At 31.4% G+C, this 26839-nt stretch carries 28 protein-coding genes; 12 read left to right on the top strand and 16 right to left on the bottom strand.

The window, feature by feature from the left end:
* Nucleotides 1-7 precede the first annotated feature (7 nt).
* The 7 genes from gldE to AC34EU_RS01800 all read left to right on the top strand — a co-directional run bounded on the left by gldE (nt 8) and on the right by AC34EU_RS01800 (nt 5878).
* Nucleotides 8-1279, top strand: coding sequence for a gliding motility-associated protein GldE (gldE, locus tag AC34EU_RS01830; protein WP_487533794.1), 1272 nt, complete (start codon nt 8-10; stop codon nt 1277-1279).
* Nucleotides 1279-1821, top strand: a complete 543-nt coding sequence (gldD, locus tag AC34EU_RS01825) for a gliding motility lipoprotein GldD (RefSeq protein ID WP_487533795.1) — start codon at nt 1279-1281, stop codon at nt 1819-1821. Before gldE ends, gldD begins: the two co-directional genes overlap by 1 nt.
* A 62-nt stretch (nt 1822-1883) precedes the next feature.
* The gene (locus tag AC34EU_RS01820; protein ID WP_487533796.1) at nt 1884-3308 is read left to right on the top strand and encodes an amidohydrolase; all 1425 of its coding nucleotides are present in this window, start codon (nt 1884-1886) and stop codon (nt 3306-3308) included.
* On the top strand, nt 3308-3970 hold the full coding sequence (locus AC34EU_RS01815; RefSeq protein WP_487533797.1) for a hypothetical protein: 663 nt from the start codon (nt 3308-3310) through the stop codon (nt 3968-3970). Before AC34EU_RS01820 ends, AC34EU_RS01815 begins: the two co-directional genes overlap by 1 nt.
* Nucleotides 3970-4830: an acyl-CoA thioesterase gene (locus tag AC34EU_RS01810; RefSeq protein WP_487533798.1), complete on the top strand. Its 861-nt coding sequence runs from the start codon at nt 3970-3972 to the stop codon at nt 4828-4830. Before AC34EU_RS01815 ends, AC34EU_RS01810 begins: the two co-directional genes overlap by 1 nt.
* Nucleotides 4831-4849: 19 nt before the next feature.
* The gene (locus AC34EU_RS01805; RefSeq protein WP_487533799.1) at nt 4850-5221 is read left to right on the top strand and encodes an SET domain-containing protein; all 372 of its coding nucleotides are present in this window, start codon (nt 4850-4852) and stop codon (nt 5219-5221) included.
* Nucleotides 5222-5374: 153 nt separating this feature from the next.
* Nucleotides 5375-5878 (top strand): hypothetical protein, encoded by a 504-nt coding sequence (locus AC34EU_RS01800; protein ID WP_489696011.1) that lies wholly within the window; start codon nt 5375-5377, stop codon nt 5876-5878.
* Nucleotides 5879-5887: 9 nt separating this feature from the next.
* On the opposite strand, the gene AC34EU_RS01795 is transcribed toward AC34EU_RS01800, so the two are convergent.
* Genes AC34EU_RS01795 through AC34EU_RS01785 form a run of 3 tightly spaced genes read right to left on the bottom strand, consistent with a single transcriptional unit; the run spans nt 5888 to nt 7855 of the window.
* Nucleotides 5888-6532 carry an SCO family protein gene (locus AC34EU_RS01795; RefSeq protein ID WP_487533801.1) on the bottom strand — a complete coding sequence of 215 codons (645 nt, stop codon included), beginning with the start codon at nt 6530-6532 and terminating at the stop codon, nt 5888-5890.
* 3 nt (nt 6533-6535) lie between these two features.
* Nucleotides 6536-7090, bottom strand: a complete 555-nt coding sequence (locus tag AC34EU_RS01790) for a toxin-antitoxin system YwqK family antitoxin (RefSeq protein ID WP_487533802.1) — start codon at nt 7088-7090, stop codon at nt 6536-6538.
* Nucleotides 7091-7855, bottom strand: coding sequence for a YHYH protein (locus tag AC34EU_RS01785; protein ID WP_487533803.1), 765 nt, complete (start codon nt 7853-7855; stop codon nt 7091-7093).
* A gap of 140 nt (nt 7856-7995) precedes the next feature.
* Here AC34EU_RS01785 and AC34EU_RS01780 point away from each other — a divergent pair, with 140 nt between their 5' ends.
* Nucleotides 7996-9474, top strand: a complete 1479-nt coding sequence (locus AC34EU_RS01780) for a CoA-acylating methylmalonate-semialdehyde dehydrogenase (RefSeq protein ID WP_489696010.1) — start codon at nt 7996-7998, stop codon at nt 9472-9474.
* 39 nt (nt 9475-9513) lie between these two features.
* On the opposite strand, the gene AC34EU_RS01775 is transcribed toward AC34EU_RS01780, so the two are convergent.
* The 5 genes from AC34EU_RS01775 to AC34EU_RS01755 all read right to left on the bottom strand — a co-directional run bounded on the left by AC34EU_RS01775 (nt 9514) and on the right by AC34EU_RS01755 (nt 15581).
* Nucleotides 9514-10725 (bottom strand): MFS transporter, encoded by a 1212-nt coding sequence (locus tag AC34EU_RS01775; protein WP_487533805.1) that lies wholly within the window; start codon nt 10723-10725, stop codon nt 9514-9516.
* 90 nt (nt 10726-10815) lie between these two features.
* Nucleotides 10816-11271: a DUF6174 domain-containing protein gene (locus tag AC34EU_RS01770; protein WP_487533806.1), complete on the bottom strand. Its 456-nt coding sequence runs from the start codon at nt 11269-11271 to the stop codon at nt 10816-10818.
* A gap of 214 nt (nt 11272-11485) precedes the next feature.
* On the bottom strand, nt 11486-11878 hold the full coding sequence (locus tag AC34EU_RS01765) for a hypothetical protein (RefSeq protein ID WP_487533807.1): 393 nt from the start codon (nt 11876-11878) through the stop codon (nt 11486-11488).
* Nucleotides 11879-11945: 67 nt separating this feature from the next.
* Entirely contained in the window at nt 11946-12446 is a 501-nt protein-coding gene (locus AC34EU_RS01760; RefSeq protein WP_487533808.1) for a DUF2179 domain-containing protein, read from the bottom strand.
* Between the two features lie 6 nt (nt 12447-12452).
* Complete coding sequence (locus AC34EU_RS01755; protein WP_489696009.1) at nt 12453-15581, bottom strand: WD40/YVTN/BNR-like repeat-containing protein; 3129 nt, start codon at nt 15579-15581, stop codon at nt 12453-12455.
* 110 nt (nt 15582-15691) lie between these two features.
* On the opposite strand from AC34EU_RS01755, the gene AC34EU_RS01750 reads away from it, so the two are divergent.
* Complete coding sequence (locus AC34EU_RS01750) at nt 15692-16324, top strand: hypothetical protein (protein ID WP_487533810.1); 633 nt, start codon at nt 15692-15694, stop codon at nt 16322-16324.
* 34 nt (nt 16325-16358) lie between these two features.
* On the opposite strand, the gene AC34EU_RS01745 is transcribed toward AC34EU_RS01750, so the two are convergent.
* Nucleotides 16359-17294 (bottom strand): pyridoxal-phosphate dependent enzyme, encoded by a 936-nt coding sequence (locus tag AC34EU_RS01745; RefSeq protein WP_487533811.1) that lies wholly within the window; start codon nt 17292-17294, stop codon nt 16359-16361.
* 8 nt (nt 17295-17302) lie between these two features.
* Complete coding sequence (locus tag AC34EU_RS01740; RefSeq protein ID WP_489696008.1) at nt 17303-19732, bottom strand: glycoside hydrolase family 3 C-terminal domain-containing protein; 2430 nt, start codon at nt 19730-19732, stop codon at nt 17303-17305.
* A 34-nt stretch (nt 19733-19766) separates the two neighbouring features.
* Between AC34EU_RS01740 and AC34EU_RS01735 the strand changes: the two genes are divergently transcribed.
* Nucleotides 19767-19889: a hypothetical protein gene (locus AC34EU_RS01735; RefSeq protein ID WP_487533813.1), complete on the top strand. Its 123-nt coding sequence runs from the start codon at nt 19767-19769 to the stop codon at nt 19887-19889.
* Nucleotides 19890-19974: 85 nt separating this feature from the next.
* Here AC34EU_RS01735 and AC34EU_RS01730 read toward each other — a convergent pair whose 3' ends face one another.
* Entirely contained in the window at nt 19975-20628 is a 654-nt protein-coding gene (locus AC34EU_RS01730) for a hypothetical protein (RefSeq protein ID WP_487533814.1), read from the bottom strand.
* Nucleotides 20629-20665: 37 nt separating this feature from the next.
* Entirely contained in the window at nt 20666-21178 is a 513-nt protein-coding gene (locus tag AC34EU_RS01725; protein ID WP_489696007.1) for a GNAT family N-acetyltransferase, read from the bottom strand.
* Nucleotides 21179-21214: 36 nt separating this feature from the next.
* On the opposite strand from AC34EU_RS01725, the gene AC34EU_RS01720 reads away from it, so the two are divergent.
* Both AC34EU_RS01720 and AC34EU_RS01715 read left to right on the top strand, forming a co-directional pair.
* A complete protein-coding gene (locus AC34EU_RS01720; RefSeq protein WP_487533816.1) occupies nt 21215-21640 on the top strand; it encodes a hypothetical protein in 426 nt (141 codons plus the stop codon).
* A 31-nt stretch (nt 21641-21671) separates the two neighbouring features.
* Nucleotides 21672-22469 carry an SDR family NAD(P)-dependent oxidoreductase gene (locus AC34EU_RS01715; RefSeq protein ID WP_487533817.1) on the top strand — a complete coding sequence of 266 codons (798 nt, stop codon included), beginning with the start codon at nt 21672-21674 and terminating at the stop codon, nt 22467-22469.
* A gap of 6 nt (nt 22470-22475) precedes the next feature.
* Here the strand turns inward: AC34EU_RS01715 and AC34EU_RS01710 are convergent, their stop codons facing one another.
* From AC34EU_RS01710 to AC34EU_RS01695, 4 genes are all read right to left on the bottom strand, one after another.
* Nucleotides 22476-23021 carry a DinB family protein gene (locus AC34EU_RS01710; RefSeq protein WP_487533818.1) on the bottom strand — a complete coding sequence of 182 codons (546 nt, stop codon included), beginning with the start codon at nt 23019-23021 and terminating at the stop codon, nt 22476-22478.
* A gap of 47 nt (nt 23022-23068) precedes the next feature.
* Nucleotides 23069-23800 (bottom strand): hypothetical protein, encoded by a 732-nt coding sequence (locus AC34EU_RS01705; protein ID WP_487533819.1) that lies wholly within the window; start codon nt 23798-23800, stop codon nt 23069-23071.
* 28 nt (nt 23801-23828) lie between these two features.
* A complete protein-coding gene (locus AC34EU_RS01700; RefSeq protein WP_489696019.1) occupies nt 23829-24722 on the bottom strand; it encodes a PorP/SprF family type IX secretion system membrane protein in 894 nt (297 codons plus the stop codon).
* A 49-nt stretch (nt 24723-24771) separates the two neighbouring features.
* Nucleotides 24772-26839 (bottom strand): BspA family leucine-rich repeat surface protein (locus AC34EU_RS01695; protein ID WP_487533820.1); only part of this gene is annotated, 2068 nt, incomplete at its 5' end.

Below are 26839 nucleotides of genomic sequence, written 5' to 3'. Positions count from 1 at the left end.
ATAATTTATGAACGTTTTCATTATTATTCAACTTCTCTTATTACTGATATTACTGACTATTTCAGCGTTAATATCAGGATCTGAAATTGCCTTTTTTTCGCTGAGTAATTCAGAAATAGAAAATAATTTTGATGAAAATGATAAAAAAGCTAAAATAATTAAAGACCTTCTTAAAAAACCAAAACGACTTTTAGCTACAATTTTGATTACAAATAATTTTATAAATATTGCAATAGTTTTAATTTTTGCAAACTTGAGTAGGCTTTTTTTTAAAGGAGTTTATAATCCAATCTTCACTTTAATTGTTGAAATTGGATTCATAACCATGACAATTCTTCTTTTTGGAGAAATTTTACCAAAAGTATATGCTAACCGTAATGCTCTCAGGTTTGCAAAATTAATGTCACAACCAATAAAAATATTAGACTCATATATTCTTTTTTTCTTGACGTCCCCTATGAGTAAAATGACTCATTTTTTAGAAAATAAATTTGGAAATCAAAATGAAAATTTCTCTGTTGATCAATTATCCCAAGCATTAGAATTAACATCAGATAAAGAGACAACAAAAGAAGAACAAAAAATCCTTCAAGAAATCGTGAATTTTGGAAATACTGACACAAAAGAAGTAATGTGTCCACGAATAGATGTCTTTGCATTATCTAAAAAGGAGACTTTGAAAGAGATAATACCAAAAATAATAGACAAAGGGTTTTCAAGAATACCAATTTTCTCAGATCACCTTGATAAAGTTGAAGGAATTTTATACGTTAAAGATCTTTTGCCCCATTTCAACAATTTTGACTTTAATTGGACTAAGCTATTAAAAAAACCATTTTATGTTCCTGAAAACAAAAAACTAGATGATTTATTGACTGAATTTCAGCAGAAAAAAATTCATTTAGCTATTGTTGTTGATGAGTACGGAGGAACTGCAGGACTTATAACTCTTGAAGATATTCTTGAAGAAATAGTTGGAGACATCAGCGATGAGTTTGATGAGTTGTCATTAAGCTATTCTCAGATTGATAAATACAACTATGTTTTTGATGGCAAAACAAGTTTAAAAGATTTTTATAAAGCACTTGAATTAAAGGACACTAACGCGTTTGATAAAATTCGTGCTGAGGCTGAAACACTGGCAGGTTTTTTACTGGAAGCTACACAAATCATACCTAAGCCTGGACAAAAATTTAAACTTGATGGATATGTTTTTGTAATAGAAACTATTGAGAACAAAAGAATTCAGCAAATTAAAGTAACTATTCCAAAAGATTAATGATTAGATATATTTTACTAATTATGGGATTAATTATAAGCTGTTCAGAAGTTGAGCAACCTAAACCAAGAGGGAAGCTATCTCTTAATTATCCAAAACCTGATTACAACAAAAATGATTTAGTAGCACCATTTAATTATGAGTACAATTCATATGCAAGAATAATAAATGTTCCAAAAGGACAAAATTTATTTTACCCAAGATTAAAAGCGACGCTATATCTTTCATATTCACCGATCAAAAACAATCTAGATTCACTTTTAAACGATGCTTATAAATTACCGTCAAAACACTTAAGAAAGGCAAAAGAAATCCCCGAAAGGATATTCATCAATAAAGAAAAAAAAGTCTATGGAACAATGTTTAATGTTGTAGGTGATGCAGCTTCTCAAATTCAATTTTTTCTAACGGATAGTAGTTACAATTTTTTAATAGGCTCATTATACTTTTATGCTAAGCCAAATTATGATTCAATATTACCTGCAGTAAAATATATTGAAAGAGATATTATTAAATTAATTGAAACGCTTGAGTGGAATTAGAAAGCTCAAAAAAAATCTTAAAAAATTTCTAAGTACATTTATATGAAAATCAATAATTTTTTATGAAAAACCTTATATTTCTGTTAATTAGCCTTAATTGTTTAAGCGTTTTCTCTCAAAAAATATATATGGACATTTTATCATCTATAGACGATAAAAAAATGAAATATGAAACTACTGCTAAATCAATATGGAATTTGGCTGAAATAGGTTTTCAAGAAAATGAAAGCAGTGCAATTCTTCAAGAAATTTTAAAAGAAGAAGGGTTTGTCATTGTAAATGGAGTGGCTGGAATACCAACAGCTTTTGAAGCTACGTTTGGAAAAGGCTCCCCTGAAATAGCGATTCTAGGAGAATATGATGCTTTACCCGGTTTGTCTCAGCAAGCAACCCCATATAAGATGTCAAGTAACGGTAAGGCTGGGCACGCCTGTGGACATCATCTTTTTGGCACAGCATCTGCTGCTGCTGCAATAGCTATAAAAAATTATATAGTTAAAAATAAAAAAAGTGGTACGATAAAGTTTTTTGGTTGTCCAGCTGAAGAAGGTGGTTCTGGAAAAGTCTATATGACAAGAGCAGGTTTATTTAATAATTCTGATATTGCTCTTCATTGGCACCCTTCATCTATAAATGGTGCAAGTCCAAAACCTGCTTTAGCAAATAAATCAGCCAAATTTAGATTTTATGGAATTGCTGCTCATGCTGCAGCTGCCCCAGAAAAAGGAAGATCTGCTCTGGATGCAATTGAAGCAATGAATTCTATGGTGAATATGATGCGTGAGCATGTAGATCAAAGCACCAGAATACATTATGTAATCACTAAAGGGGGTGAAGCTCCAAATGTAGTCCCAGACTTTGCAGAAGTATACTATTATTCAAGACACACCAGAAGGGATGAGGTTATTAAGGTTTTTGATCGAATTGTAAATGCTGCTAAAGGAGCTGCTTTGGGAACAGGAACAACTATGGATTATGAAATGATTGGAGGAGTCCACGAACTTCTTCATATAGAGTCACTACAAAAACAAGTTCATAAAAATTTAGAAAAAATAGGAGGATATAATTACTCTAAAGAAGAGAAAAACTTTGCTGAAAAAATATCAGAAAGCTTGGGTTTAAAACTGAATACAGAATATGTAGAGGGAGTTCAACCCTATAATTCTTCAATTGAAGCTAAAGGATCTGGATCAACTGACGTAGGAGATGTTAGTTTTGCATTACCTACAGTTGGGTTTAATGCTGCCACGTGGGTTCCTGGAACGCCGGCACATAGCTGGCAGGCAGTTGCAGCTGGAGGAACAAGTATCGGAATTAAAGGAATGTTAACTGCTGCCAAAACTTTAGCGCTGACTGGAATGCAACTGATAGACAACCCTAAATTAATAGCTAATGCAAAAAAAGAATTTATTTTAAAACGAGGGAAAGACTTTATATATACACCTTTAATAGGCGATCGAAAGCCAGCATTAAATTATAGAAACTAATGACTTATAAATTAAATATTTTATTTTTATTTTTCGCACAAGTCCTTTTTGGACAGGTCTATCAATGGAGCATTAATGATTCTGATTTGACAACTACATTCAAAGTTCAAATGGATTCAAATTATTTGATAGAAACTGTTTACCAAGATAATCCATCTAAATTTATAAGTACTCGAGGTGGATTTTACGAAACAAAAAATAATTTATTAATTGTTAAGCTAGAGTTTAATTCGAATTATAATAATGATAGCATCACTAATTTAGAATACGTTCTTCCTGAAAAAGCAAAAATAGTTACAAGTTCAAAATTAGAGCTAGATGGAAAATGGTTAATGGCAGGGAGGGTTAATGCTGAAGGTGAAGAGAGAAGAAGAGATATAAGTCGTGCAAGAAAAACTTTAAAATTTTTAACAAATGGTTTTTTTCAATGGACAGCATTTAATACTGAAACATTTCAATTTTTTGGATGTGGAGGAGGGCAATATTCCGCTAAAGAAGGAAATTATAAAGAGTCGATAGTCTACTTTTCAAGAGACAATACTAGATCTGGCCAAACACTTTCATTTAAATATGATCAAAAAGATAATGATTGGCATCATACTGGATTTAGCAGTAAAGGAAAGCCTTTACATGAGATATGGACCTTAAGAAAAAAAGAATAGTGGAAACAGTAAGCGAGCTTTTAAAAATTTTACGATTAAAAAGAATAAGTGAAACAAAGTTTGTAGGCCAAAATTATCCTGCTTCCTGGGGACGAGTTTTTGGAGGTCAAATTTTGGCACAATCCCTTCATGCAGCTTATCAAACAGTTCCAAATACAAGAATTGCTCACTCTCTACACGGATATTTTATTTTAATGGGAGATATTAATTTACCAGTAGAATATGAAGTTGATAAAATTCGTGATGGAAATAGTTTTACAACAAGAAGGGTAGTTGCTTATCAAAATGGAAAAGCAATTTTTAATATGGCAGCATCTTTTCAAAAAGAGGAAAATGGAGTTGATCATCAGATTGATGCGCCAAACATTTTACCTCCTGAAGTACTCAGAAGTGATATGCAACAGGTGGAAAGTATAAAGCATAAAAATCCAAATTATTATAAAAGTTTAAAAAAGGCTCAACTCAAAATGTTTGATATTAGGCCAGTAGAGATAATGTCTCATATAGAAACAAAAAATACTATTCCTTATAGTCATGTTTGGTTAAAAACAAAAGAAAAGAATCAAATAAGCTTACCTGAAAAACAGCAATTACTAGCATTTTCTTCTGATATAAATTTAATTGCTACTGCAACAAAACCTCACAGAGAAAAAATTAATCAAAAACCAGTTTTTATTGCAAGTATTGACCATGCAATGTGGTTTCATAGAGATTTTGAAATTGACGATTGGTTATTGTATGCAATGGATAGTCCAAGTGCATCATCAGCTAGAGGATTTACTAGAGGTAGTATTTTTTCAAAATCAGGAACTTTGATTGCATCAGTAACTCAAGAAGGCTTGATTCGAATTAAAAGATAAAATAAATTATATTTAAGTTGTGAAAAACAATGACTACTCATATAGACCCTTACCCCATTTTCTTACTATTTCAAAAAGTAAAATTGAAGGAATAGGAGTTTTTGCAAAGGAGAATATTGACAAAGGAACTGACCTTGGAATGTCTCATGTTTTTGACTCTAGATTTCCAGATGGATATATTCGTTTGTCATTAGGAGGGTTTATAAATCATCATGAGATCCCAAATTGTAAAGCGGAAATATATAATAATGATTCCGAGATAGGATTGGTTAGACACATAAGATTAATTACTGCAAAAAAAATAAAAAAAGGGGATGAGTTAACTGTAAGATATATTATTAATATTTTGGATAATCCTAATTGGGAATTTGAGTATGAAGTTTCTCAATAAAAATCCGTGCACGATTTTAATTTAAAAAAAAGTACACGGATTAACAAAATCAATTAAACATTAAATGATAAAGCCTATTAAGACCTTAAAGATAAATATCAAAGTGTTAAGAAAACCCCAAGAGAGGGTTAAAGTCTAGTTAAAAAAATAGTGATGTTGAAAAAAATTATAATTCTTGGACTTCTATTTTTTATTGGATGTCAATCTAGTAAAAATGAAAACTATTTAAATGGCAAAGAATTTTTCTTAAATTTTGACAATGTTCTTTCTTCTGAAGGGTACGCTAAAACAATATATTTTTATAAAGACAAAAAAGGATTATGGAGAAATCATGAAGATGCCTTAGTTAATGTTAACATTCCATATAAAGATAATTTTTTTTCATATAGTAATTTTTTTCTGAATAAGAATAAGGGAAATGAAAAAGGAACTAATTCTAGGTATATTTCTAAATATAAAAATGGGGTTCAAATTAATGAATATTATGAGCTGGATAATATTGTTGTAAGTTCAATCTCATATTCTAACCCTATTTATATTATTTTTTTAAATCAGAACAGAGTCGTGTATAAAAGCGAGTTGTACTCTTCTGAAGGAATTCTAATAAAAGGATCTAACAAAGATTTTTTACAACAAATTAGAAGAGTAATAGATTGACCTTTAGACCTATAAATCATATTCTCTTTTTAATATTGAAATATGTCTTTTTAACCGTTCAACATCAAATTCTATCGTTCCATTATACACCCCCCTTATGTGTCCATTATGGTCAACCAAAATAAAGTTTTCCGTGTGAATAAATTCTGATTTATTTTGATTTTTATAATAGTTTTCATCAGCAAAATATCCATTTCTTGCCAGATCATATATTTTATCTTTGTCACCAGTTAATAGGTTCCATTTTGAAGAATCAATTTTATTAGCTATTGAGTAGTTTTTCAACTGCTCTACTTTATCAACCCAGGGCATAACAGAAAAAGAAACTAATCTAATATTAGAATCGGACTTATAATATTCTTGAATACTATGCATGTTTTTGGTTAGTTTAGGACAAATACCTGGACAGGTTGTAAAAAAGAAATCTGCTATTTGAATTTTCCCATTATAATGTTCATTAGTTATAGTTTTATCATTTTGATTTTTAAATGAAAATGAAGGTATTTTATGGCCTTTAGAGGTCCAATCTGGAGTTAATTCGGGAGTATTGAAATATGGCAAATAGTTTGCCTTTATATTTTTTTCATTTTGTTTATTATCAGGCTTACAATTAAACACAAAACAAAACAAAAATAATAATGAGTATATACGCATGATCTAATTATTTTTCAATTCAAGAGAAGAAACTCCTTCACATTTTTTTAAGCCAATAAGCCCATATCTTTCTCCATTAACTACAAAATAATTTGCTCTTATTGAGCCATCATTTCTCCATAATTTTTGAGTCCCACTTTCCATTCCGTTTTCATAATTAAATGATTTATAAACATTTCCAGAATTAAACCACTCATTAGCTGGGCCATTGTGCTCACCCTTTTGATTAAAAAAGTATTTAAATTTAAGGTTTCCATTTCTCCAATAACCTAAATGTTCATTTATTTTTTTACTTTTTGAATACCATCTAAGAGATGCTTCTGCTCCAGACTCATACCAGTATTTTTCATGACCATGTTTTAATCCATTTAAGTATTGGATCTCAGATTTTATTTTTCGAGTATTATAAAATTCAGTTAAATGTCCTGAAAAAGTTTTTGCCTTATAGAATAAAACACCATTATCTGTCGATAGATTTGGGTCATTTAAGTCAATAATTAATACTGTATTCTTGCAAGAGAATAAAATTAAAATTAAAAAGTTTTTTAAAAATCTCACTTAATTAGAAATGTTGCCTGGCGTCCCGTAAAATCCACTTCCATTGACATAAGGATCATCGCTGGTTACGTGATAATGGTAAATTCCTGCTGGAAAATCATTAGTTGGACTAATATGCCCATGGTATAAGTCTAAGTCTGAACTTGATAATATTTGACCGTTTTCTAAAGGCCCATAAACTGGAAATCCATCTGCTAGAATTCCCAAAAAAGCATCTTGACCAAATCGATCAGTTAAATATTTTGGCTCTATATGGTAATGATATGCACCCTGAGGTTGTGGATGTCCTAACCACTGATCAAAACTATTTATCTCTCTTGTCAAAGGCTGATCAGGGCCTGCATATTGATTGTAAAAAACAACACCATTTCTAGACACTCCCATTGCTCCGAGTGGGGTTGGGCTATGATTAGATGCTTCAGAAGGAAAAAGAGGCATAGAGAGAGTTATATTTTGAGATAAAATCCTGTTTGGATTTAAATTAAAATCTGGATTTGAACCGGTATAATTCTCATGTAATGGATTGCTTTCATTCCAATATGGACTAGAATGATCTGGAAGATCATCAGTTGTGAAAACAACTCTATTAGATGAGGTTTGATAGCTTAAACCACTACCCACAAATTTTGAAAGAACAGGAGTTATATCATAATTTGAAGAATTATTTTCTTCATATGATTCTTCATCTGAATTTGAACAATTAGAAAACAAACAAGTTATAAGAAAAAAGGAAAAATATTTTATTTGAGTAAAAGATAAATTCATTATTTTAGATTTTAATAAAGTAAATATAATGTTGAGCTTTTTAACCCCCTTTATTTTAACTTTTATTTATAAAAATATTTAAAATTCAATTCGCAAGGGTTTATTAATATCATACTCTATTTAAAATAAAATAAAATATCATGACATCATCTACGCCTATTGTGCCCTCTTTAATTGGGAATTCTTGGAAATTAATAAATACTGAAAAATATACAAATGTTTTTAATCCTGCAACTGGTAATATCATTGCTAAAACACCTATGTGTGACTCTATGTTAGTTTCAAGAGCAATTGAATCATCAAAAAAAGCATTTGTAAGTTGGTCAAATGAACCTGCAACAAAGCGTGCTGGCATCATGCATAATTATAGAAGCCTTATTAAGGAAAACTTTGAAGACATTGCTAAGTTAATCTCAACTGAAAATGGTAAGACTATGGCGGAAGCTAGGGGAGATATTCAAAGAGGTTTTGAAGTTGTTGAATTTGCTTGTGGAATTGCAGAACATCAAAAAGGAGAATCTCTTTCTCAAGTATCAGAAAATATTGACGCATTAAGTATAAGAGAACCTCTTGGAGTATGCGCAGGAATAAGCCCATTTAATTTTCCAGCAATGGTTCCTATGTGGATGTTTCCTATTGCTTTGGCCTGTGGAAATACTTTTATTTTAAAGCCCAGTGAAAAGGTTCCTTTAACAGCAGTTAAATTAGTCGAACTACTTCAAGAGGCTGAATTACCTGAAGGAGTTATGAATTTAATACATGGAGGAAAAGAAGCTGTAGACACCCTATGCACTCACCCTGATATATCTGCTATTAGTTTTGTTGGATCTTCATCAATAGCAAAGTATGTTTATGCGCTCGGTAGTCAAAATGGTAAACGGGTTCAAGCTGGGGGTGCTGCAAAAAACGCTTTAGTTGTAATGCCAGATGCTGAGCCAGAAGCTACTTTAAGAGCCGTAATGAGTGCTTCTTTTGGTTGCGCAGGTCAGAGATGTATGGCTGGATCTCTTCTAGTAGGAGTAGGCGATATTGGAAAATCATTAAAAGATAAAATGCTAGCAGCAATGGATGATTTAAAGGTTGGTGACCCGTTACTTGATTTAGAGACCAATATGGGACCTGTAATTGATAAAAACTCACAAGAAAGAATAGCTGGAGTGATTGACAAAGTTTCCAAAGAAGCTGAGCTTGTTAGAGATGGAAGAAATCTTTTAAATAATAAAGGTTTTTTTGTGGGTCCAACTCTTTTTACTGACGTTACTCCTAAAACAACAATTTTTAAACATGAAGTTTTTGGCCCTGTACTATCAATGATGAACCCTAAAAATCTTGAACAAGCTATATCTTGGATTAATGAGTTAAATTATGGAAATGGCGCTAGTATATTTACTCAAAGTGGAGCAGCAGCCAAAGAGTTTAGGTCAAATGTTAAATGTGGAATGATTGGAATTAATGTTGGAGTTCCAGCGCCAATGTCAATGTTTCCATTTTCTGGCTGGAATGATTCCTTTTATGGAGATTTACACATGCAAGGAAATGAAGGAGTACAATTTTACACAAGACAAAAAGTAACCCTTACCAGGTGGGATAATACCTATGAAAATAAATCTGGCTGGTAAGAATGATATATAACTTTTGGAGCCCGTGCTAGAAATCAACTATGACTTAGAAGGCATCCTAAATTGAATAATAATTGAGGAAATTATTGTAATTAATCCAATTAAAATTATTGAAAAGTTAACACCAAAAAAATCTGCCGTAATACCTGAAATTATTGCTCCAATGGCATAACCTAAGTCTCTCCAAAGTCTGAAGGCGCCAATGCTTTCTGCTCTTTGTAGGGGCGAAGATTCTTCAGCAATTACAGTTAAAAAAGTTGGATATACTATTGCGGTTCCTATACCTAAGAGTATACTCAATGAAAGAAGTAGTATAAAGTCACTTATAAACGGCAAGAATAGAATAGAAATACCCTGCACAAACATTCCCCAAAATAACATCTTTTTTTTTGAATAAAAATCAGACATTTTACCAGTAAATAGTTGACCAATACCCCAAAATGTTGGATAAGCAGCTGCAATTAAGCCAATTTGTTCTGTATCAAGATTGATTGATAGTAAAAGAATTGGAAGTAAACCCCATATCATTCCATCGTTGAGATTATTCACTAATCCAGCTTGAGTAACAGAGCTAAGTGTTTTGTTTTTAAATGTTGTTTCCATAAACACATTTTCAAAAGAACTCGATTTGCTTATTTTTGATTCAATTTTAATAAATGATTTGGTTTCTTTGACAAATAAAATTGTCATTAAAAGTCCTGATATAGCAACGACTGTTCCAATATAAAAAGGATAAGGAGTTATTCCATACTTGTTAGCAATATAGCCACTTAAATAAGCTGTTATTCCTACGGCTAAATATCCTGAAAATTCATTTAAACCCATTGCAAATCCTCGATCCTTTTCACCTACTAGATCTATCTTCATGTTAACTGTACTGCTCCATGTAAGTCCTTGATTTATTCCTAATAAAATATTTGCAAAAATTACCCAACCCCAAAAATTCGCATTTATTAAAATTACAGGAACTGGTATTGCAAAAAGCCATCCAATAATTAATAATTTTTTTCTCCCCAATGAGTTGGCCAATTTACCAAAAGCATAATTTGTGAGTGCTTTAGTTATACCAAAAGCTATTATAAAAGATAGAATAGCTGATTTTGATGATATATTAAAATTTTCGGATGCAAACTGAGGGATAATAGTTCTTTCAATCCCAACCATTCCTCCAACAAAAGCATTAATAACTACTAATAAAATAAATTGAGTTAAGTTTTCCTTTAGGCCTTGTCTTTCTGTTTTATTAGTCAAAATCGAGATTTATATCTTTTAAATTTTAAGTTCAATTCTTGCAATAATGAAAACCCAATAACATATAAACACTCTTCATCATTATCAAAATTATAATGGAATAAAACCGGTTATGTAATAACCAATTTCATCATCTGCTATCATTTCGACCATATCAAAAAACGAATCTTTTGGATAACCATACCTTGAGTCATATTCAACTCCAAATGAGAAAGGGTCTTTGTAAATTCGTCTTTCAATTTCGTTAAATAAATCATTTACGGTTAAAGGCCATCCCTCATAGCCCCATTCTTCATTACCAGCTACTGATTCAATTTCGCCTTCATTCACTGTAACTAAAAAGGGGTCAAAAAACACACAAAAACAGCTAACACTAAAGCTCATTGAATAAGAGGTGGTATTTGAATCCAGCCACTTCTTTTTATTTAAATTAAGCTCTTCTATGGCTGAGCATATTTTTTCAGAGTATTCACACTCTATTAAAGTTTCATCTTTTGAACAAGAAAGTATGAAAAAACAAAAAAAAAGGGTTGAAATAATTCTCATAATGCAAACAATGTTTAATTAAATCATTTTTTGATATTTTTCATCAAGATTGTTATTGATTTTATCAGTTCTCCAGTTGGATTATGAGCTATATATCGCATTTTACTTTTAGTTCCTAGTGCTTTCATTTTAGAATGAATATGAAATTTTGTGCAAAAGTAAAGCTAACCTTTTAAATAATCATAGATAAATGATCATTTTTTTATTTGTGAAATCAGTTATTTTTTTTAGAGAATAATTTCTTTTTATCAATAGGCTTTCTAATAGACTTTAAAGTAGTAGTTCTTGCTTTTTTTAAGGAACCAGATTTCTTAGCACCCCTATTTGTTAGAGTGTTATTTATAGCGCTTGGATAAGTAGATTTTTTTGTTTTAGTCGACTTAGAGTGAGAATTAACTGAATTTATTACTTTGGACTTAGATGAGTTAACTCTGGTGACTGCTCTTTTATCTGGTTTTAAACTTGACCATGATGGATTATCATCTGATTTTACTATTTTCCAATTTTTAGAATAAAACTTTTCAGACTTATCGGTTTTAGATTTTTGAGCGAATGAAATGCTTACTGAAAACAGTAAAAGGACGATAAATGCGCTAATTTTTTTCATTGCTCAGTGTTTTATAACTATCTAATATAATTAATTTAAAAGATTTAAAAAATTATAATGGTAGAATTTATTTTTTTAGTGAAATAGGATTTGCTAAATCAGAAGTCACATATGCATCTGGATTAACTTCTTTTATAGTTTTAATTACATCTTTTCTTTTCCTTCTTGGAATAATACTCCAACAAATTCTAACCTCTCCGTCTCTTCCTTCACCATTTATGACAGTTACAAGATATCCTTTTTCTCTCAAGGCAAATGCTATGCTTGGTGAATCTATAGAAGAAAAAACTCTAATAACAATATTTCCTACTCCAATTATGTTTTCAAGATAAGACCCAAGAAAAGTTCCTGAAGCGAATCCTAGCGCATATCCAACTATTAAAATGGGATCATCAACATCTCTTACTACTTTTGATACTGCTATCACCCATATTCCAGACTCCACTAATCCAATTAAAGCAGCATAAAACGATTTGTTTTTACTAACAAGTAAAGCTCTTATTGTACCAAGACTTTGATCGGCTAATCTTAGAAAAAAAATAGATATAGCCGATATTAAAATTTCCATGAATCTTTAATTAATGTAAATAGCTCCAATGCCATTTTTTTGGCAATCTACATTAAATTGAATGATTTGTGGTTTTATTATATTGTTTGCTTGATATTTATATTTATTCCATTTTTTATTTAGTTCAATCCGTTTATTTTTAGCTCCATTTGTAACTCTGGGCAACTCACTATCTACCGCGTTTATTAAAGTCAAATAGTGCGCAGTGAAGCCGTTTTCAAAGTTTTCAACATCATCATAAGCCTTGGAAAGCCTTTGAACCATTATTTTGTCCCATTTTTTTAACTCTAAAACTAAATTTTCAGCTTTTTCAGAAAGCTCTTTTTCACCATTTGATTTTAAAACTAAATTTAAAAGATTTAATTGATTTTCAATTTTATGAAAATCATTTGTCATATTAGTCATTTCATTATATGTTTTTTCAACTCCCGACATAAAGACTTCATATGATTTATAATCTTTTACTGAAACTGATTTCATAGGATTATTAACTATTTGAGATTTAATTTCAAAGTTTTTATCTAAATACGATAGTGAAACTTTATAGCTTCCTGGAATTGCTTTGTGTCCCCTAAAACTCCCTTCAATATAGGCTTCAGGAATTCCTTTTAATAAAGAATATCTCAAATCCCAAACAAACCTATTAATACCTTTATTTGATGATAAAATATTTTTTTTGGGCGGTCCCCCCTCATAATCAACATAAGTGGAGTCTGAAATTGAGCTAAATGTGTTTACTATTTTACCATTTAAATCTGAAATAGTAAGTTTCACTTCTTCGCTATTTTGAAGCTTAGGTAAGTTATAATAAAACACCATTCCACTAGCTGGATTAACTCCTTGTAATAAATCTGTTCCAGTAGCAGAATTATTATTCATAGAACTATACCAATTCGGGACAAGTGTTTTTTGAGTATTAAACAACTTGCCTTCAGAATTTTTAGAATCATATTGTCTAAGTAAATTAAGATCATCAAGAATCCAAAAAGCTCTTCCTTGAGTTGCCACTACAAGATCACTGCCTTTTACTTTCATGTCAGTAATAGGAACTACAGGCAAGTTTAAACTTAACTTGGACCAATTAACTCCTCCGTTCCAAGAAACATATAAACCGTTTTGAGTACCAGCATATAGTAAATTCTTTCGAGAAACATCTTCTCTAATTACCCTTGTGAAATCACCCATTAAAATTCCTTTAGAAATATTCTTCCATGTTTCACCATAATTATTAGATTTATATATAGAAGGAGTATGGTCATTAAATTTATAACGAGTAGCTGCTATATATACAGTTGCAGGATCATGAGGAGAAACCTCAATTGCATTGATCAATGTTTCATTTAGACCTTTAGGAGTAATGTTTTTCCATGTCTCTCCATTGTCTCTTGTAATATGAACAAAACCATCATCGCTCCCTGTATAAATTAATCCAGCTTCATGGGTTGATTCATTCACATAGCTTAATGTGCCATAATTCTCTGCTCCAACAGCCTCTACAGTGTATGGGCCCCCTCCTTTCCCTTGTTTTTGATCTTGGTTTCTAGTTAAATCTGGAGATATTACGTCCCAAGAAATACCATCATCTTTGGTTCTAAGCAAGTATTGAGCTCCATGATAATAAGTGTTAACTTCATGCTCAGATTTAATAATAGGGGCATTCCAATTAAACAAATATTTCATATCTCTTGCAGCTAAGCCTAGATATAAATTTGGCTCAATCATGATCTTTGTACTTTGCTTTGATTCAGTATCTAGCATTTCTATTGATCCTAAATAGCTTCCACCCACAGCCTTTATTGGGTTGTCAGGATCAAAAGCTATAAAGGCACTTTCTCCTCCAGCAGAAGCAGTCCAATCTTGTTCATTTATGCCTCCAGAGCCAATTCCAATGCTTGCAATTTTCACAGAGCTATTATCTTGTTGCCCTCCGTATACATTGTAGGGAAATAAATTATCTGTTATTACCCTGTAAAACTGTCCAGTAGGCATATTGTCAATCCTAGACCAGTTTTTTCCTCCATCAAAAGTTATTTCAGAACCCCCATCATTCGAAATGAGCATATTTTTAGAGTTCTCAGGGTTAATCCACAAATCATGATAATCTCCATGATGTGTCTCTACTTCTTCCCAATCAACACCTCCATTAATGGACTTATAAGTGGAGGCACTTAATACATACACAACATTTTCATTATTTGGATCAAGAGCTAATTCAATATAATACCAGGCTCTTTGGAGTAGTCGGTGGTCATTAGTAATTCTACTCCATGAATCCCCCCCATCTTTTGAAAGAAATAACCCCCCTTTTTCTTTTTCTGAATCACTTTCAATTAATGAATACACCCAATTTGAATTTGCAGGAGAAACAGCTATTGCCATTTTTCCTTTTTCTTTTGGAATACCATTTTCTATTTTCTTCCATGTTTCACCAGCATCAATAGATTTATATAATCCACTGCCTGGCCCTCCACTTATCACTTTCCATGGAGTTCTCATATGATCCCACATTGCAGCATATAAAACATTGGGATGATTAATATCTATAGATAATTCACTTGCCCCAGTAGAGGAATTTATATACAAAACATTTTTCCAAGATTTCCCTCCATCCTTTGATTTGTATATCCCTCTTTCATTTGATTTACCATGTAATGCTCCTTGAGCCGCGACCCATAAAATATTTGGATTTTCAGGGTGTATTTGTATTCTAGAAATATGTTGTGTTTTTTTTAAACCAATATTTGTCCAGGTCAAGCCTGCGTCTATTGATTTATAAACACCGTCACCATGAGCAGTCATTACGCCTCTGGGAGCATGTTCACCCATGCCAACGTAAACTATGTTTGGATTACTAATTGACACAGAGATTGCACCAACTGATCCAGATGAAAAGAATCCATCAGATATATTCCTCCAATGTTGTCCTGCATCATTTGTTTTCCAGACCCCACCTCCGGTTGTGGTCATATAATATGTTAGAGGGTCTCCATTTACTCCAGAACCAGCATTAGATCTTCCACCTCTAAAAGGGCCAATATTTCTGAATTTGAGAGTGTTGAATATTGAGTCTAAAGTTTGGCTTTGAGAGGTCAAAGAACAAAGTGTAAATAGTAATACAAAAACGTGATTTTTCATGGCATGAATATTTAGTGGATATAAATTAAAAAACACTATTAAAAACAGAAGGTAACTATAATATATTTTAACATTAATATTTTTATTATCTTAATAAAAAAACAAATTAAATGAAAAAAATATTTACTCTAATAGTAGTATTTTTTTGTTTTCAGTTAACAGCTCAAGATGAAGAAAATAACACAAATGAAATTGAATTTTCTGAGGAAGAACAATCTGTAAAAAGAATATCTTTAGGTTTAAAATTAGGTGTTCCAAATATGGCTTCAGGAACATTTGAGTATGTTCTTCCTGTTTTAAATAATCGAATTGCACCCTATATTAATTATGGTGCATATGATCTGAAAGTGGACATGACAGAAATTGACCTCTCTTATTCAGAATTTGGCGCCAAATATTATTTTAATGAAAAAGGAAAAGGTTTTTATGCAGGTTTAGGAATTTCTAGCTTTTCTTCCTCTCTCGTTTATAATGATGTAAGTTTAAGTGGAGGAATGACTGGTACAGGATCAGTGGATTTAAATATTGATACTACAATATTAAAAATTGGAGTAAAAACTGGAGGAACACTTTATTTTAGTTTTGAATTAGGATATGGATTTGGAACGATTCCTGACTCCTTAACTTTTAATGCAACTTCTGGGTCAGTATCAGAGTCTGTAACAGAAGAAATACCAAGTATACCTGGAATTGGAGCTGGAGGAATTGTAGTAGGTAATATTGGGCTTGGAATCTCATTTTAAAACTTACTATTAAATTAAAAAGAAAACCACGGCTTTAAAAAGGTAAATTATTTAGATCTACATTTCCTCCTGAGATTATTATTCCCAGTTTTTTAGCTTTAAAAAAATCTTTATTTTTTAAAACTGCAGCTAAAGGAAGAGCGCATGAGGGTTCACATATTATTTTCAACCTTTCCCAAATAATTTTCATGGATTCAATTATTTCATTTTCAGTAATTCTAATTATTGAATGGACTTCTTTTTGAATTATTGGAAAATTTTTATCCCCCAACTGAGTTTTAAGTCCATCTGCGATTGTATTGGTGGTTTTGTTAGTTTCAATTTTACCGCTTTTTAAAGAACGATAAGCATCGTCAGCTTCAAAGGGCTCAGCTCCAATAACTTTACAATTTTTACCAAAATATTTTGCAGCTATTGCACTTCCCGCAATAAGACCACCTCCGCCAACAGGAGTAAGGATATATTCTAGATCATCATATTCATGTAATAGCTCTTTACAAGCAGTTCCTTGTCCAAGAATTACGTTATTATCATTCGAAGGATGAATAAAAGTAGCACCTTTTGATTGTTCAATTTCTCTAGCAGCAATCTCTCTTGCTTTTAGATTTGGCTCACATTCAATCAGCTCTCCCTTATAACCTTTTACAGCAGTTTTTTTTATTTCTGTTGCATTAGAGGGCATAACTATATATGCTTTTATACCGATACTACTTGCCGCTAAAGAAAGAGCCTGAGCAAAGTTTCCTGAAGAATGGGTGACAACACCTCTTTTTTTCTGATTTTCGGTAAGTTGTAAAATAGCATTAGCAGCACCTCTCATTTTAAAAGCTCCCATTTTTTGAAAATTGTCACACTTAAAATAAAGATCAGCACCAGCCATTTTATTTATTTGAGTAGATTTAAGAATGGGGGTGTTATGAATAAAAGGTTTTATCCTATCGTGACAATTTAATAGATCTGATTTATTCATTCAACTTTTTATTTAATATCAATTTCTTGATTGAGTTTGATATTTCTTGAAGAAGCACCTATTAAAATGGAATAGTCACCTTTCTCTAAACTCCAGTCATTAAATTCCTCACTCCAATAGGATAGATCAGAAATAGGGATATTAAAATTCATTTTAATAGTTTCTCCAAGATCCAACAATTTTGTTTTTGAAAATTCTTTTAATTCTTTTATTGGACGATCAATCTTAGAATTATTTTTTGAGATATACACTTGAACAATTTCTTTACCTTTTTGATTCCCAATATTTTTGACATTTAAAGACATCTTAATTGTATCTATTTTTTTAATTATTTTAAGGTCAGAATATTCAAAATCTGTATAAGAAAGTCCGTATCCAAAGGGATATGATACTTCTATATTGTTTTTGTCAAAATGTCGATATCCAACATAGATCCCTTCTTTATAAAGAGTATAATCTTTATTTTTAATTTTTTCCTCCTCAGCCTTTTCTTCACTAATAAGCCCAGATATTACATCTGATAAATTTAGTTGCTCTCCATCCATAGGAAAATTTAATGAAGATTTATGGTCATTTATATCATTTGGAAAAGTCATTGGTAGCTTACCACTTGGATTTATTTTTCCAGTTAAAATATCTACCACAGAATTACCACCTTCTTGTCCACCTTGCCAGGCCAATAAAATGGCATCTGGTAAATCTTTCCAGGAAGCAGTTTCGATTACTCCCCCAATATTGAGAATAACAACCACTTTTTTTCCTAAGGAATGATAAACTTTACAAGTATTTAGTATCATCTCTTTTTCTGTTTTAGAAAGTAAAAAATCACCTTCAACTTTTCTGTCAGCTGTTTCTCCACTATTTCTTCCAATCGTTATAATTGCTATATCTGCTGTTTTACTTGTTTTTTCAATTAACTCAATAGGATACTCTAAATCCATAGGAATTGGAGGATTCATAATTGTCATAGCTGTTTCTATTGCTCCACCACCTTTTTGTTTTTTATTCGGATTGTTTTGAATTTTTTTTTCATAATGATTTAAAGCGATTTCATTTAGGATAAAGCCTTTATCTTTTAAAGCTTCGTCTAATGCAACAGTGTAGGCTTCATCAACATCGCCAGAACCTGTTCCCCCAGAAATAAAGTCATAAGAAGTAGCTCCTATAAGGGCAATATTAATAACATTATTCATTGGAAGGGTCTCATTGTTTTTAAGCAATATCATTCCTTCAGCAGCAGCTTTTCCTGAGATAATAGCATGGTTTTTTAGATCTGGATTGTCATCATATTTATAATTTTGCATTTTTCTAGACTTGAAAATAAGTTCTAAAATTCGTTTAACAGATGCATCAATATTTATTAAAGGCAGACTTCCATCTTCAGCAGATTTTTTTAATTCGTTCCAACTATTTTTTGTTCCAGGTTCAATTAAATCATTCCCTGCATTTATAATTGCCGTAGCACTTTTTCCTCCGAACCAGTCTGTCATAACAACGCCATCAAAACCCCATTCATTTTTTAAAACATCTGTTAAAAGCCTTTTGTTTTCAGGCGCATATGTACCATTAATTTTGTTGTAGGAAGTCATTATTGTCCATGGTTGAGACTTCTTCACAATAATTTCAAATCCTTTTAAATAGATTTCTCTTAAAGCTCTTTCAGAAACTATAGCGTCATTAATGTTTCTGGATGTTTCTTGATTATTGGCAACAAAATGTTTTGGGGATGTTCCGACTCCGTTAGACTCTATTCCATTAATCATCGCAGCTCCTATATGTCCTGTTAAAAAAGGGTCTTCTGAATAATATTCAAAATTTCTACCACATAGTGGATGCCTATGAATATTAACTCCAGGACCTAATATAACATCAATTCCATAACTTAGAGCTTCATTTCCCATTGCAAATCCAACATTTTGAACTAAATCTTTATCCCAGCTAGAGGCAAGTAATGTAGCGATTGGAAATGCAGTGCAATAGTACTTTTTCTTATCATTTTCTCTTGTCGAAAGTATTCGAAGTCCAGCAGGTCCGTCAGATAAATAGATTTCTGGAATACCTAATCTTGACGTGGAAACAATAGTCCCTACAGCACCAGGTATTCCATCAGGGGACATTCCAATTCCTGAACTCATTCCTGAGCCTTTGAGCATACGAACTTTTTCCTCTTTCGTTAATTTTGAAAGCAAATCAGAAACTCTTAGTTCAATGGGTTTTCTATCATCTTCGTAGATGTCTAACTGTTTGTTTCCATTTCGATCTAAAAACTTATATCCATTTATATTTAATTCTATAATTTCATATTGATTTGTATCAAAATTTTTATCAAAATCAAGCAAGTTTGCTTTTAAATACAGTAGTCCACCTCCAACAGATATTGACACGATTACAATAATTAAGAGCAAAATTTTTACTATATTTTTAATTATTTTTTTCATAATATAAATGTAAGGAAGAATTAAATATTTTTAAATGAAAAGAGAGGCATTATTCTCCAAGGATAAAAAATTAAGATACACACTTGGTAGATTTTGGAATGACTCAAATGATAATAGTTCTTATTCTTTAGTATACAGTTTTCAAGTTGAGAATTAATTCTTTTTAAAATCTACTTATTTACATATAAATAAAAAAAGCCTTTACTTTTAGTAAAGGCTTTTTTTATTGAAATATTTTGAAATTATTGTTTTTCCTGATACTTATAATAACCTTCTACAGGAATCATTAAGTGATCATACCCTGTCCCTTCAAACATAATGTAAGGAGCGCCAGAGTTAAAATCAGTAGTTTGTCCCTTTAAAGAAGCAGGATCTTTTGGCATTAACATTAAGTGGGCGCCAGATTCAATCCATTGACCTTCAGCTGCATCCTCTTTTTTCAAAGTTAATTGTTTAGTGTTGTCTTCACCCATGTCTCCATGAAGCATCCACATCCATCCATCACTATCCATTTCAGGGGTTTCCCCAGACATAAAAGCCATTGCCCATTTCATAGCTTGACCATCCATAACCATTGGCATTGCTTCGTGCGGATCTTTCCACCCATTTTCAGGATCAGACATTCCTCTTGGATTTCCAGCCATTGCAGTCCAGCCGTTTGTACCTTCTCTTAAAACAGTTTTCCCGTCAGAATCAATAACTGTACAGTTTGCAGCTATAAATGATGGAGCACCAGTACTTAAAGCCCATATTTTCCATTCAGTAGAAGTATGTGGACCTTCAGGCTCCCCATTGGTATTTTCTTGTTCAACAACTTCTGGTTCAGGTGCTTTTTGAACAGCATCATTGCAAGCAGAGATTGAAAAAGCAAAAAGTAGTAATAATATTTTTTTCATTTTTTGTTTTTTTAGAATTTTATTTTAATATACAAATCTAAGACTTTATTTCAATTTCAAAAAGAGAAACCGAAGCATTCTGATAATGATCTGGAAGGTTTTCAGATACAGATAACTGGGTTAGGCCTAAAAATTTAAAGCCACAATTTGTATAATGTTTTATTAGTTTTTTATTGTGACCAACGGTATCTAATCGAATATATTTTTTGTCATTTTTTAGAGCGTATTCTTTAGCCCATTCTACGACTTTTAAAGCAAAATTATTACCTCTATGGTCTTTGTGTGTTGCAAGTCGATGAATATAAATTGATTTTGAATTATTTTTTTCTCCCCAAATGTATGGATCATCAAATGTTACCGCCCAAACACAAACAATTTGATTTTTGATGATTAACTTAAATTGTCTTTTTTCAATGATTTCATTTTTCACCATTTCTTTATCAAACTCTGGCCAAATATCTATAACTCTTTGTTTTTGATATTCAGTAGCAACTTTATACATTTCAAAAATGAAATCAATGTCAATTAATTCGCTATTTTTAATGTCCATAATATTCAATAATTAATATTTGGTTAAAATAATAAAATGATTGGTATAAACACCATAATGAAATTCATGACATTAATTTTTTTGTCCTATTCTTTGAGTGCTCAAAGAGGAACAACGGGGCAAGAAGTTTTTGCCAATCGATTTCCTAAAGATGTAGAAGCAACTTCAAACTCTTCACTTTTAATTTCAAATGAAACAGATCATGATATCATTGCACTAATAAGAGGTCAATACAATGAATACCTTAGGCATATTTATATAAGAACAGGAGACGAATGGGTGTTTGAAGACATGCCAATAACCAGATTCTATGTTCAATTTAAGGCTAGAGAATTTTATTTTGAAGATCTTAAAAGAACTGTTGTGAATTTTGGGGAAAAACATTCTTTCTATTTTTTTTATGACCCTCAACAACAAGAAGATTATAAGACAATAACTGAGGAAGAATTTTTTAAGTGGTAATTTAATGTATGCTTTTAATTAAAATATTTATATGAATGATTCTTATGTATTAGTAACCGGTGCTTCCTCAGGAATAGGACTTGAAATTTCAAAATGTTTTGCCAAAAGGGGGTTTAACTTAATTTTGACAGCAAGATCAAAAGACAAACTAAATGATATATCTGAGCAGATTAAATCAAAATATAATGTAAACGTTGATTTTATTTCATGCGATTTGAGTGACAAGAACTCACCATTTAAAATTTTTGATTACTGTAGTTCAAAAAATTATGAGGTATCAATCTTAGTTAACAATGCGGGGTTTGCCAATCCTGATAGATTTCATGAGACTTCGATGGATGATGAAGAAAAGTTTATTCGAGTTCTAGGAACATCTGTAATTAGCCTTACTAAAGTTTTTATAAAAAAAATGCTTCAGAAAAAACATGGAAGAATAATGATTATTTCATCCGTAGCCGCTTTTGCGCCTCCTTCTTCTATTCAATCTCTTTATGGTCCAATTAAAACATTTATGAATCGATTTAGTGAAGGTTTAAATTTGAGCTATAATCGTAAAGGAATTACTTCAACAGCTGTATGTCCTGGATATACAGTGACAAATTTTCACACAGCTAGTGGGGTTCAAGATGAGATGGATAGGGTTCCAACTTTTATGAAAAAAGATGCAAAAAGAATTGCTGAGGAAGCAGTAGAAGCAACTCTTAAAGGAAAGAGTCTGTGTGTTCCAACAAAAACATGGAAAGTCATTGTTTTCTTAATAAAATTATTGCCCTCTTCTGTTTTTTCTATGGTTAATAAAGCTATGGCTCCAGGACGATATGAAAAGTAAACGGACTTAGTTTTTTAAACCTAAAAAAACATTAACCCCCTTTGAAACTGGGTTTCCAGACGTTCTTCTAAAGCTAATAACTTGTCCAGTATGATAAATTGCATCAGAGATAGGGCCATTAATTAAGTTCCATATAGGAAATGAAGACTGACCGGATTCTCTTTGGAAAATAATTTTCATATTTTCAACATCATTTGAATTTGCAGATAAAAATTTTTCACTTGCCATCTCTAATTCAATTAGAGTTTCTTTTCTTAAATCCTCAAAACTTTCAGGCATTGTTTTTAATGGACGAACATTAGGAGTAGAGCTTCCAGTATTATTTATAGTCCGAGCTAACCCATAAATATGTCCAAGAGTTTCGTAGCTTGATTGAGCATCCTTAGACGGTCTATATGATAGATCCTTAGTTGTTAAACCTTCAGTTGCCCAATAATATCTAAAACCAACCCCTTGAATCATCCTGGCAGTAATTGTAGAAGAAGAAATTTCTTTTGGAGCTTCAGGGATTTTAGAAAATGGAAGTTTATTCTGGGAGTAGGAATTATTCATAAAAATTAAAAAAAAAAGAGTAAGATTATATTTTATATCCATTTGATTTAGTCTAGTTTTTTATATTCGGAACTAATCAGCAATACGACATTTTGAAGGGCTTGAAGATAATTTTCAAGATCATTGATTCTCAATTCTAACATAGACGCTTTTACTTTTAGAAGATTTTTTAGTTTTTGATCCCGAAGTTTATTAAAAGTCTCATTATTACTTATGTCATAATTGTATTTGTTTTGAGTATTCAATAACCAACTAGCAATTAAATCAGTATTATTTTTTGTTGCAAGAGCCATCCCATTTACTCTTTCTTGTTGTTTGGTGTAGATTGACTCAATTTCTTTTCTAAGTTTTTTATTTTTTATTTCTAATAATTTACCAGAATTAAGCATGGATTTAAAAAACACTCTTTCGGGTTCCCAAGCATTCCATGATACTAGAAGTAGAAACAAAGACTCTTCATTATATTTTTTTACATAGGAGATCTTACCATCAATATTAAAGTTATGGATGAAGGGATTGTTGCTGTGAATATCAAAAATATCTTTTGGAGAAATAGTTTTAAAATTCTTAATCATCTCATTATTAAGATAATTCATGTTTTTAACTTGTTTCAAGTGTTCTTTTGTATATTCAATATTAGATACCATTTCTTCTCCAAGAGTTATTACCGCATCATTCAAAACACTTTTTTCACTAGCTGCCTCCCTATAATTTTCAACAGAGAATGAGGCGAAAATGCTAATAAAAATAACCAAACCGTCAATAATTAATTTCCTCATAAAGCTTAAATTTTATACAATTTACAGTTTATTTATTTCTTTCCCAAGAAGGTTTTCTAGCTGCTTCTGAACTTAATTTATATCCTAAATAAATTTCAATATTATTTCCATTTAACATTGAATTTTTTGGTCTCATCTCATATCCAACTCCAAAATCTAAATTTTTAAAACCTTTAAATAAAGTTTGAAAACTAGTGTTTTCATTACTTGAAACACCGACTCCAAAAGAAAGATTATCTCCTACATTTAAATTGGAAAGTATTACCATTTGGTTATTAATATCCTTTGCAATACTGTAAATTAATGATGGACTAAAACTTATACTTTCAGTTATGTTTATATCAAAACCAAAGGAAGTATAGATTTGACCATTATCAATTGCCTGAGAAACTATTCCATTTTCTTCTTCATAACGGTTAGATTTTAGTAAGTTATTCATTGATAAAGCTATAAAGTAGTTTTTTCCTTTATAATAAGCACCTAAACCCACTATTGGATTTGAATAATTTTTCACCATACTAAGAGCAGAATTACTTTCTGGCGTGATTCTTTCAATGGAGTTTATATCTATATTATTAAAAAACATTCCTCCTTTTATTCCTAGATTTAAATAGCTGTCATTAGAAAACTGAAGTCGATAACTATAATCAATAGTTGCTGCACCGTGCGATTCAATATTTACTTTTTCATTTTGAACACTGATTCCCCATGAAGCGTTTCTATTAACATTAGAGTTATAAATCATTGACTGAAGACTAGGCCCACCTTCAACACCAATCATGGAGGTCTTATAATTTAACCCTACTAAAGATCCTTCAACACCTGTTGCAGCGGGATTAATTACACTCATGTTTTGTTTGAAAAACAAATAATAGGGCTGCTGTTGGCCAAAGATATTCTGGCCAATTAAAAAGAGGAAAATGATTAAAAACCTTTTAGATATGTTATTTATTTTTTTCGTTTTAATATTTTTAATAGGTTAAGAAAATCCATCCGTCTAATCTTTCTCCATCAGCTTTAATAATCACATAGTAATAGCTTCCAGCAGGAAGGAGTTGACCATCCTGATGCAACCCTCCCCATTGATTATCATAGTTTTGACTTGTAAAAACTGTGTTTCCATTTTTATCAAAAACGCTTACCATAGTTCCTGGATGATCATTAATATTTGTAATTATCCATTTAGATTCTAAGGAATTTGTATTGGGAGTTAATAGTTTTGAAACATTAAACTGTGTTGAAACAACAACTTCAGAAACACAGTCTCCCCATGAAGGTTTATTTCCTGTAACCAGAGGTGAATTCGTTGAAAAGTTTAAAGGTTCTGCTATAATATTGGTTACACACCACGATGATAAATCTTGATTAAATGAAGACGCCTCCCAAAGCATTCCAAACATATTGGATACGTTTGAAGTATCCCAATTTCCAATGTCTTGATTGAAAACAGTAGCTCCATTAAACATTTCACTCATATCTGTGACATTAGAGGTATTCCAACTTCCAATGTTTTGATTGAATGCAGTTGCTTGTAAAAACATATTTTGCATTGTTGTCACATTAGAGGTGTTCCAAGCATTGATGTCTTGGTCAAATGCAAAAGAAGAATTAAACATTAACTCCATTGTAATAACATTAGAAGTGTTCCAAACACTAATATCTTGATTAAAAGCAACGGCTTCAGCAAACATTCCACTCATATCAATGACATTAGAAGTGTCCCAATTTCCAATATTTTGATTGAATGATATTTTTTCAACAAATAAAGAAGACATATTTGTTACACGAGATGTACAAACACAGGTAACATCTTCATTATTTTCAACCATAGCTCTTAGGAGAACTTGATCTACAACAGTATATTCTTTACCATCAACTAATCCTTTTTCACCAATATTGGCTTCTGGACATCGAATTGTAATTCCATTGTTATCCAAATAGATGTTGGGACTAATTATTGACCCACAACTTTCTCCCCAAGAAGGTTTATTACTTTCAATTAAAAGGGAGTTCTTTGAAAAATCAATTGGCTCAGGAGTTATTCCACTTACACACCAGCTAGATATATCCTTGTTAAAGGCAGAAGCACCATTAAACATACTATCCATATCAGTCACACTTGAAGTATTCCAACTTCCAATATCCTGATCAAATACTATAGCTCCATTGAACATCGCATCCATTGTCCTAACATTAGACGTGGTCCAGTTTCCGATATTCTTATTAAATATTGAAGCTCCAAAAAACATTTCTTTCATATCTACTGCAGCTGAAGTATCCCAACCACCAATATCTTGATTAAACCCTACAGCTCCTCGAAACACTTGAATCATGTCCGTAACATTTGAAGTATTCCAGCTTCCTATGTCTTGATTGAAAGAGATGGCTCCTTCAAACATACCATACATATTGGTTAGGCTAGAAATATTCCAACTACCTATGTTTTGATTGAAAGAGGTGGCTCCTTCAAACATTTGTCTCATAGCTGTAACATTTGAAGTATTCCATGCTCCAATATCTTGATCAAAACTGGAAGCATCCTTAAACATAGCTTCCATAATTGTGACATTTGAAGTATCCCAACTTGAAATATTTTGATTAAAATTATTAGTATTACTGAATAGTCCTCTCATATTAGTTATACTTGAAGTATCCCAGCCACTTATATCTTGATCAAAACTTGAAGCTCCACTAAACATCGAACTAATATTTGTAACATTAGAAATATTCCAACCTCCTATGTCTTGATTAAATGATGATGCATCAACAAACATTGCCTTTATATTAGTCGTACTTGAAGTATTCCAAGACCCTATATTTTGGTTAAAAACAGAGGCTCCACCAAACATATAGCTTAAATCTGTTGCACTTGAAACATCCCAACTTGATAAAACTTGATTGAAAGATGTTGCCCGATAAAACATTTCAGTCATTATTACCATATTTGAAGTATCCCAACTTCCGATATCTTGATTAAACACCACATTTTCTTCAAATAATTCACTAGTATTAGTAACTAAAGAGGTGCAAACACAAGTC

It is taken from the genome of Candidatus Marivariicella framensis (genome assembly GCF_982709265.1).
Note: the sequence above shows the minus strand (reverse complement) of the source record. Positions and strands in the feature narration are given on the sequence as shown.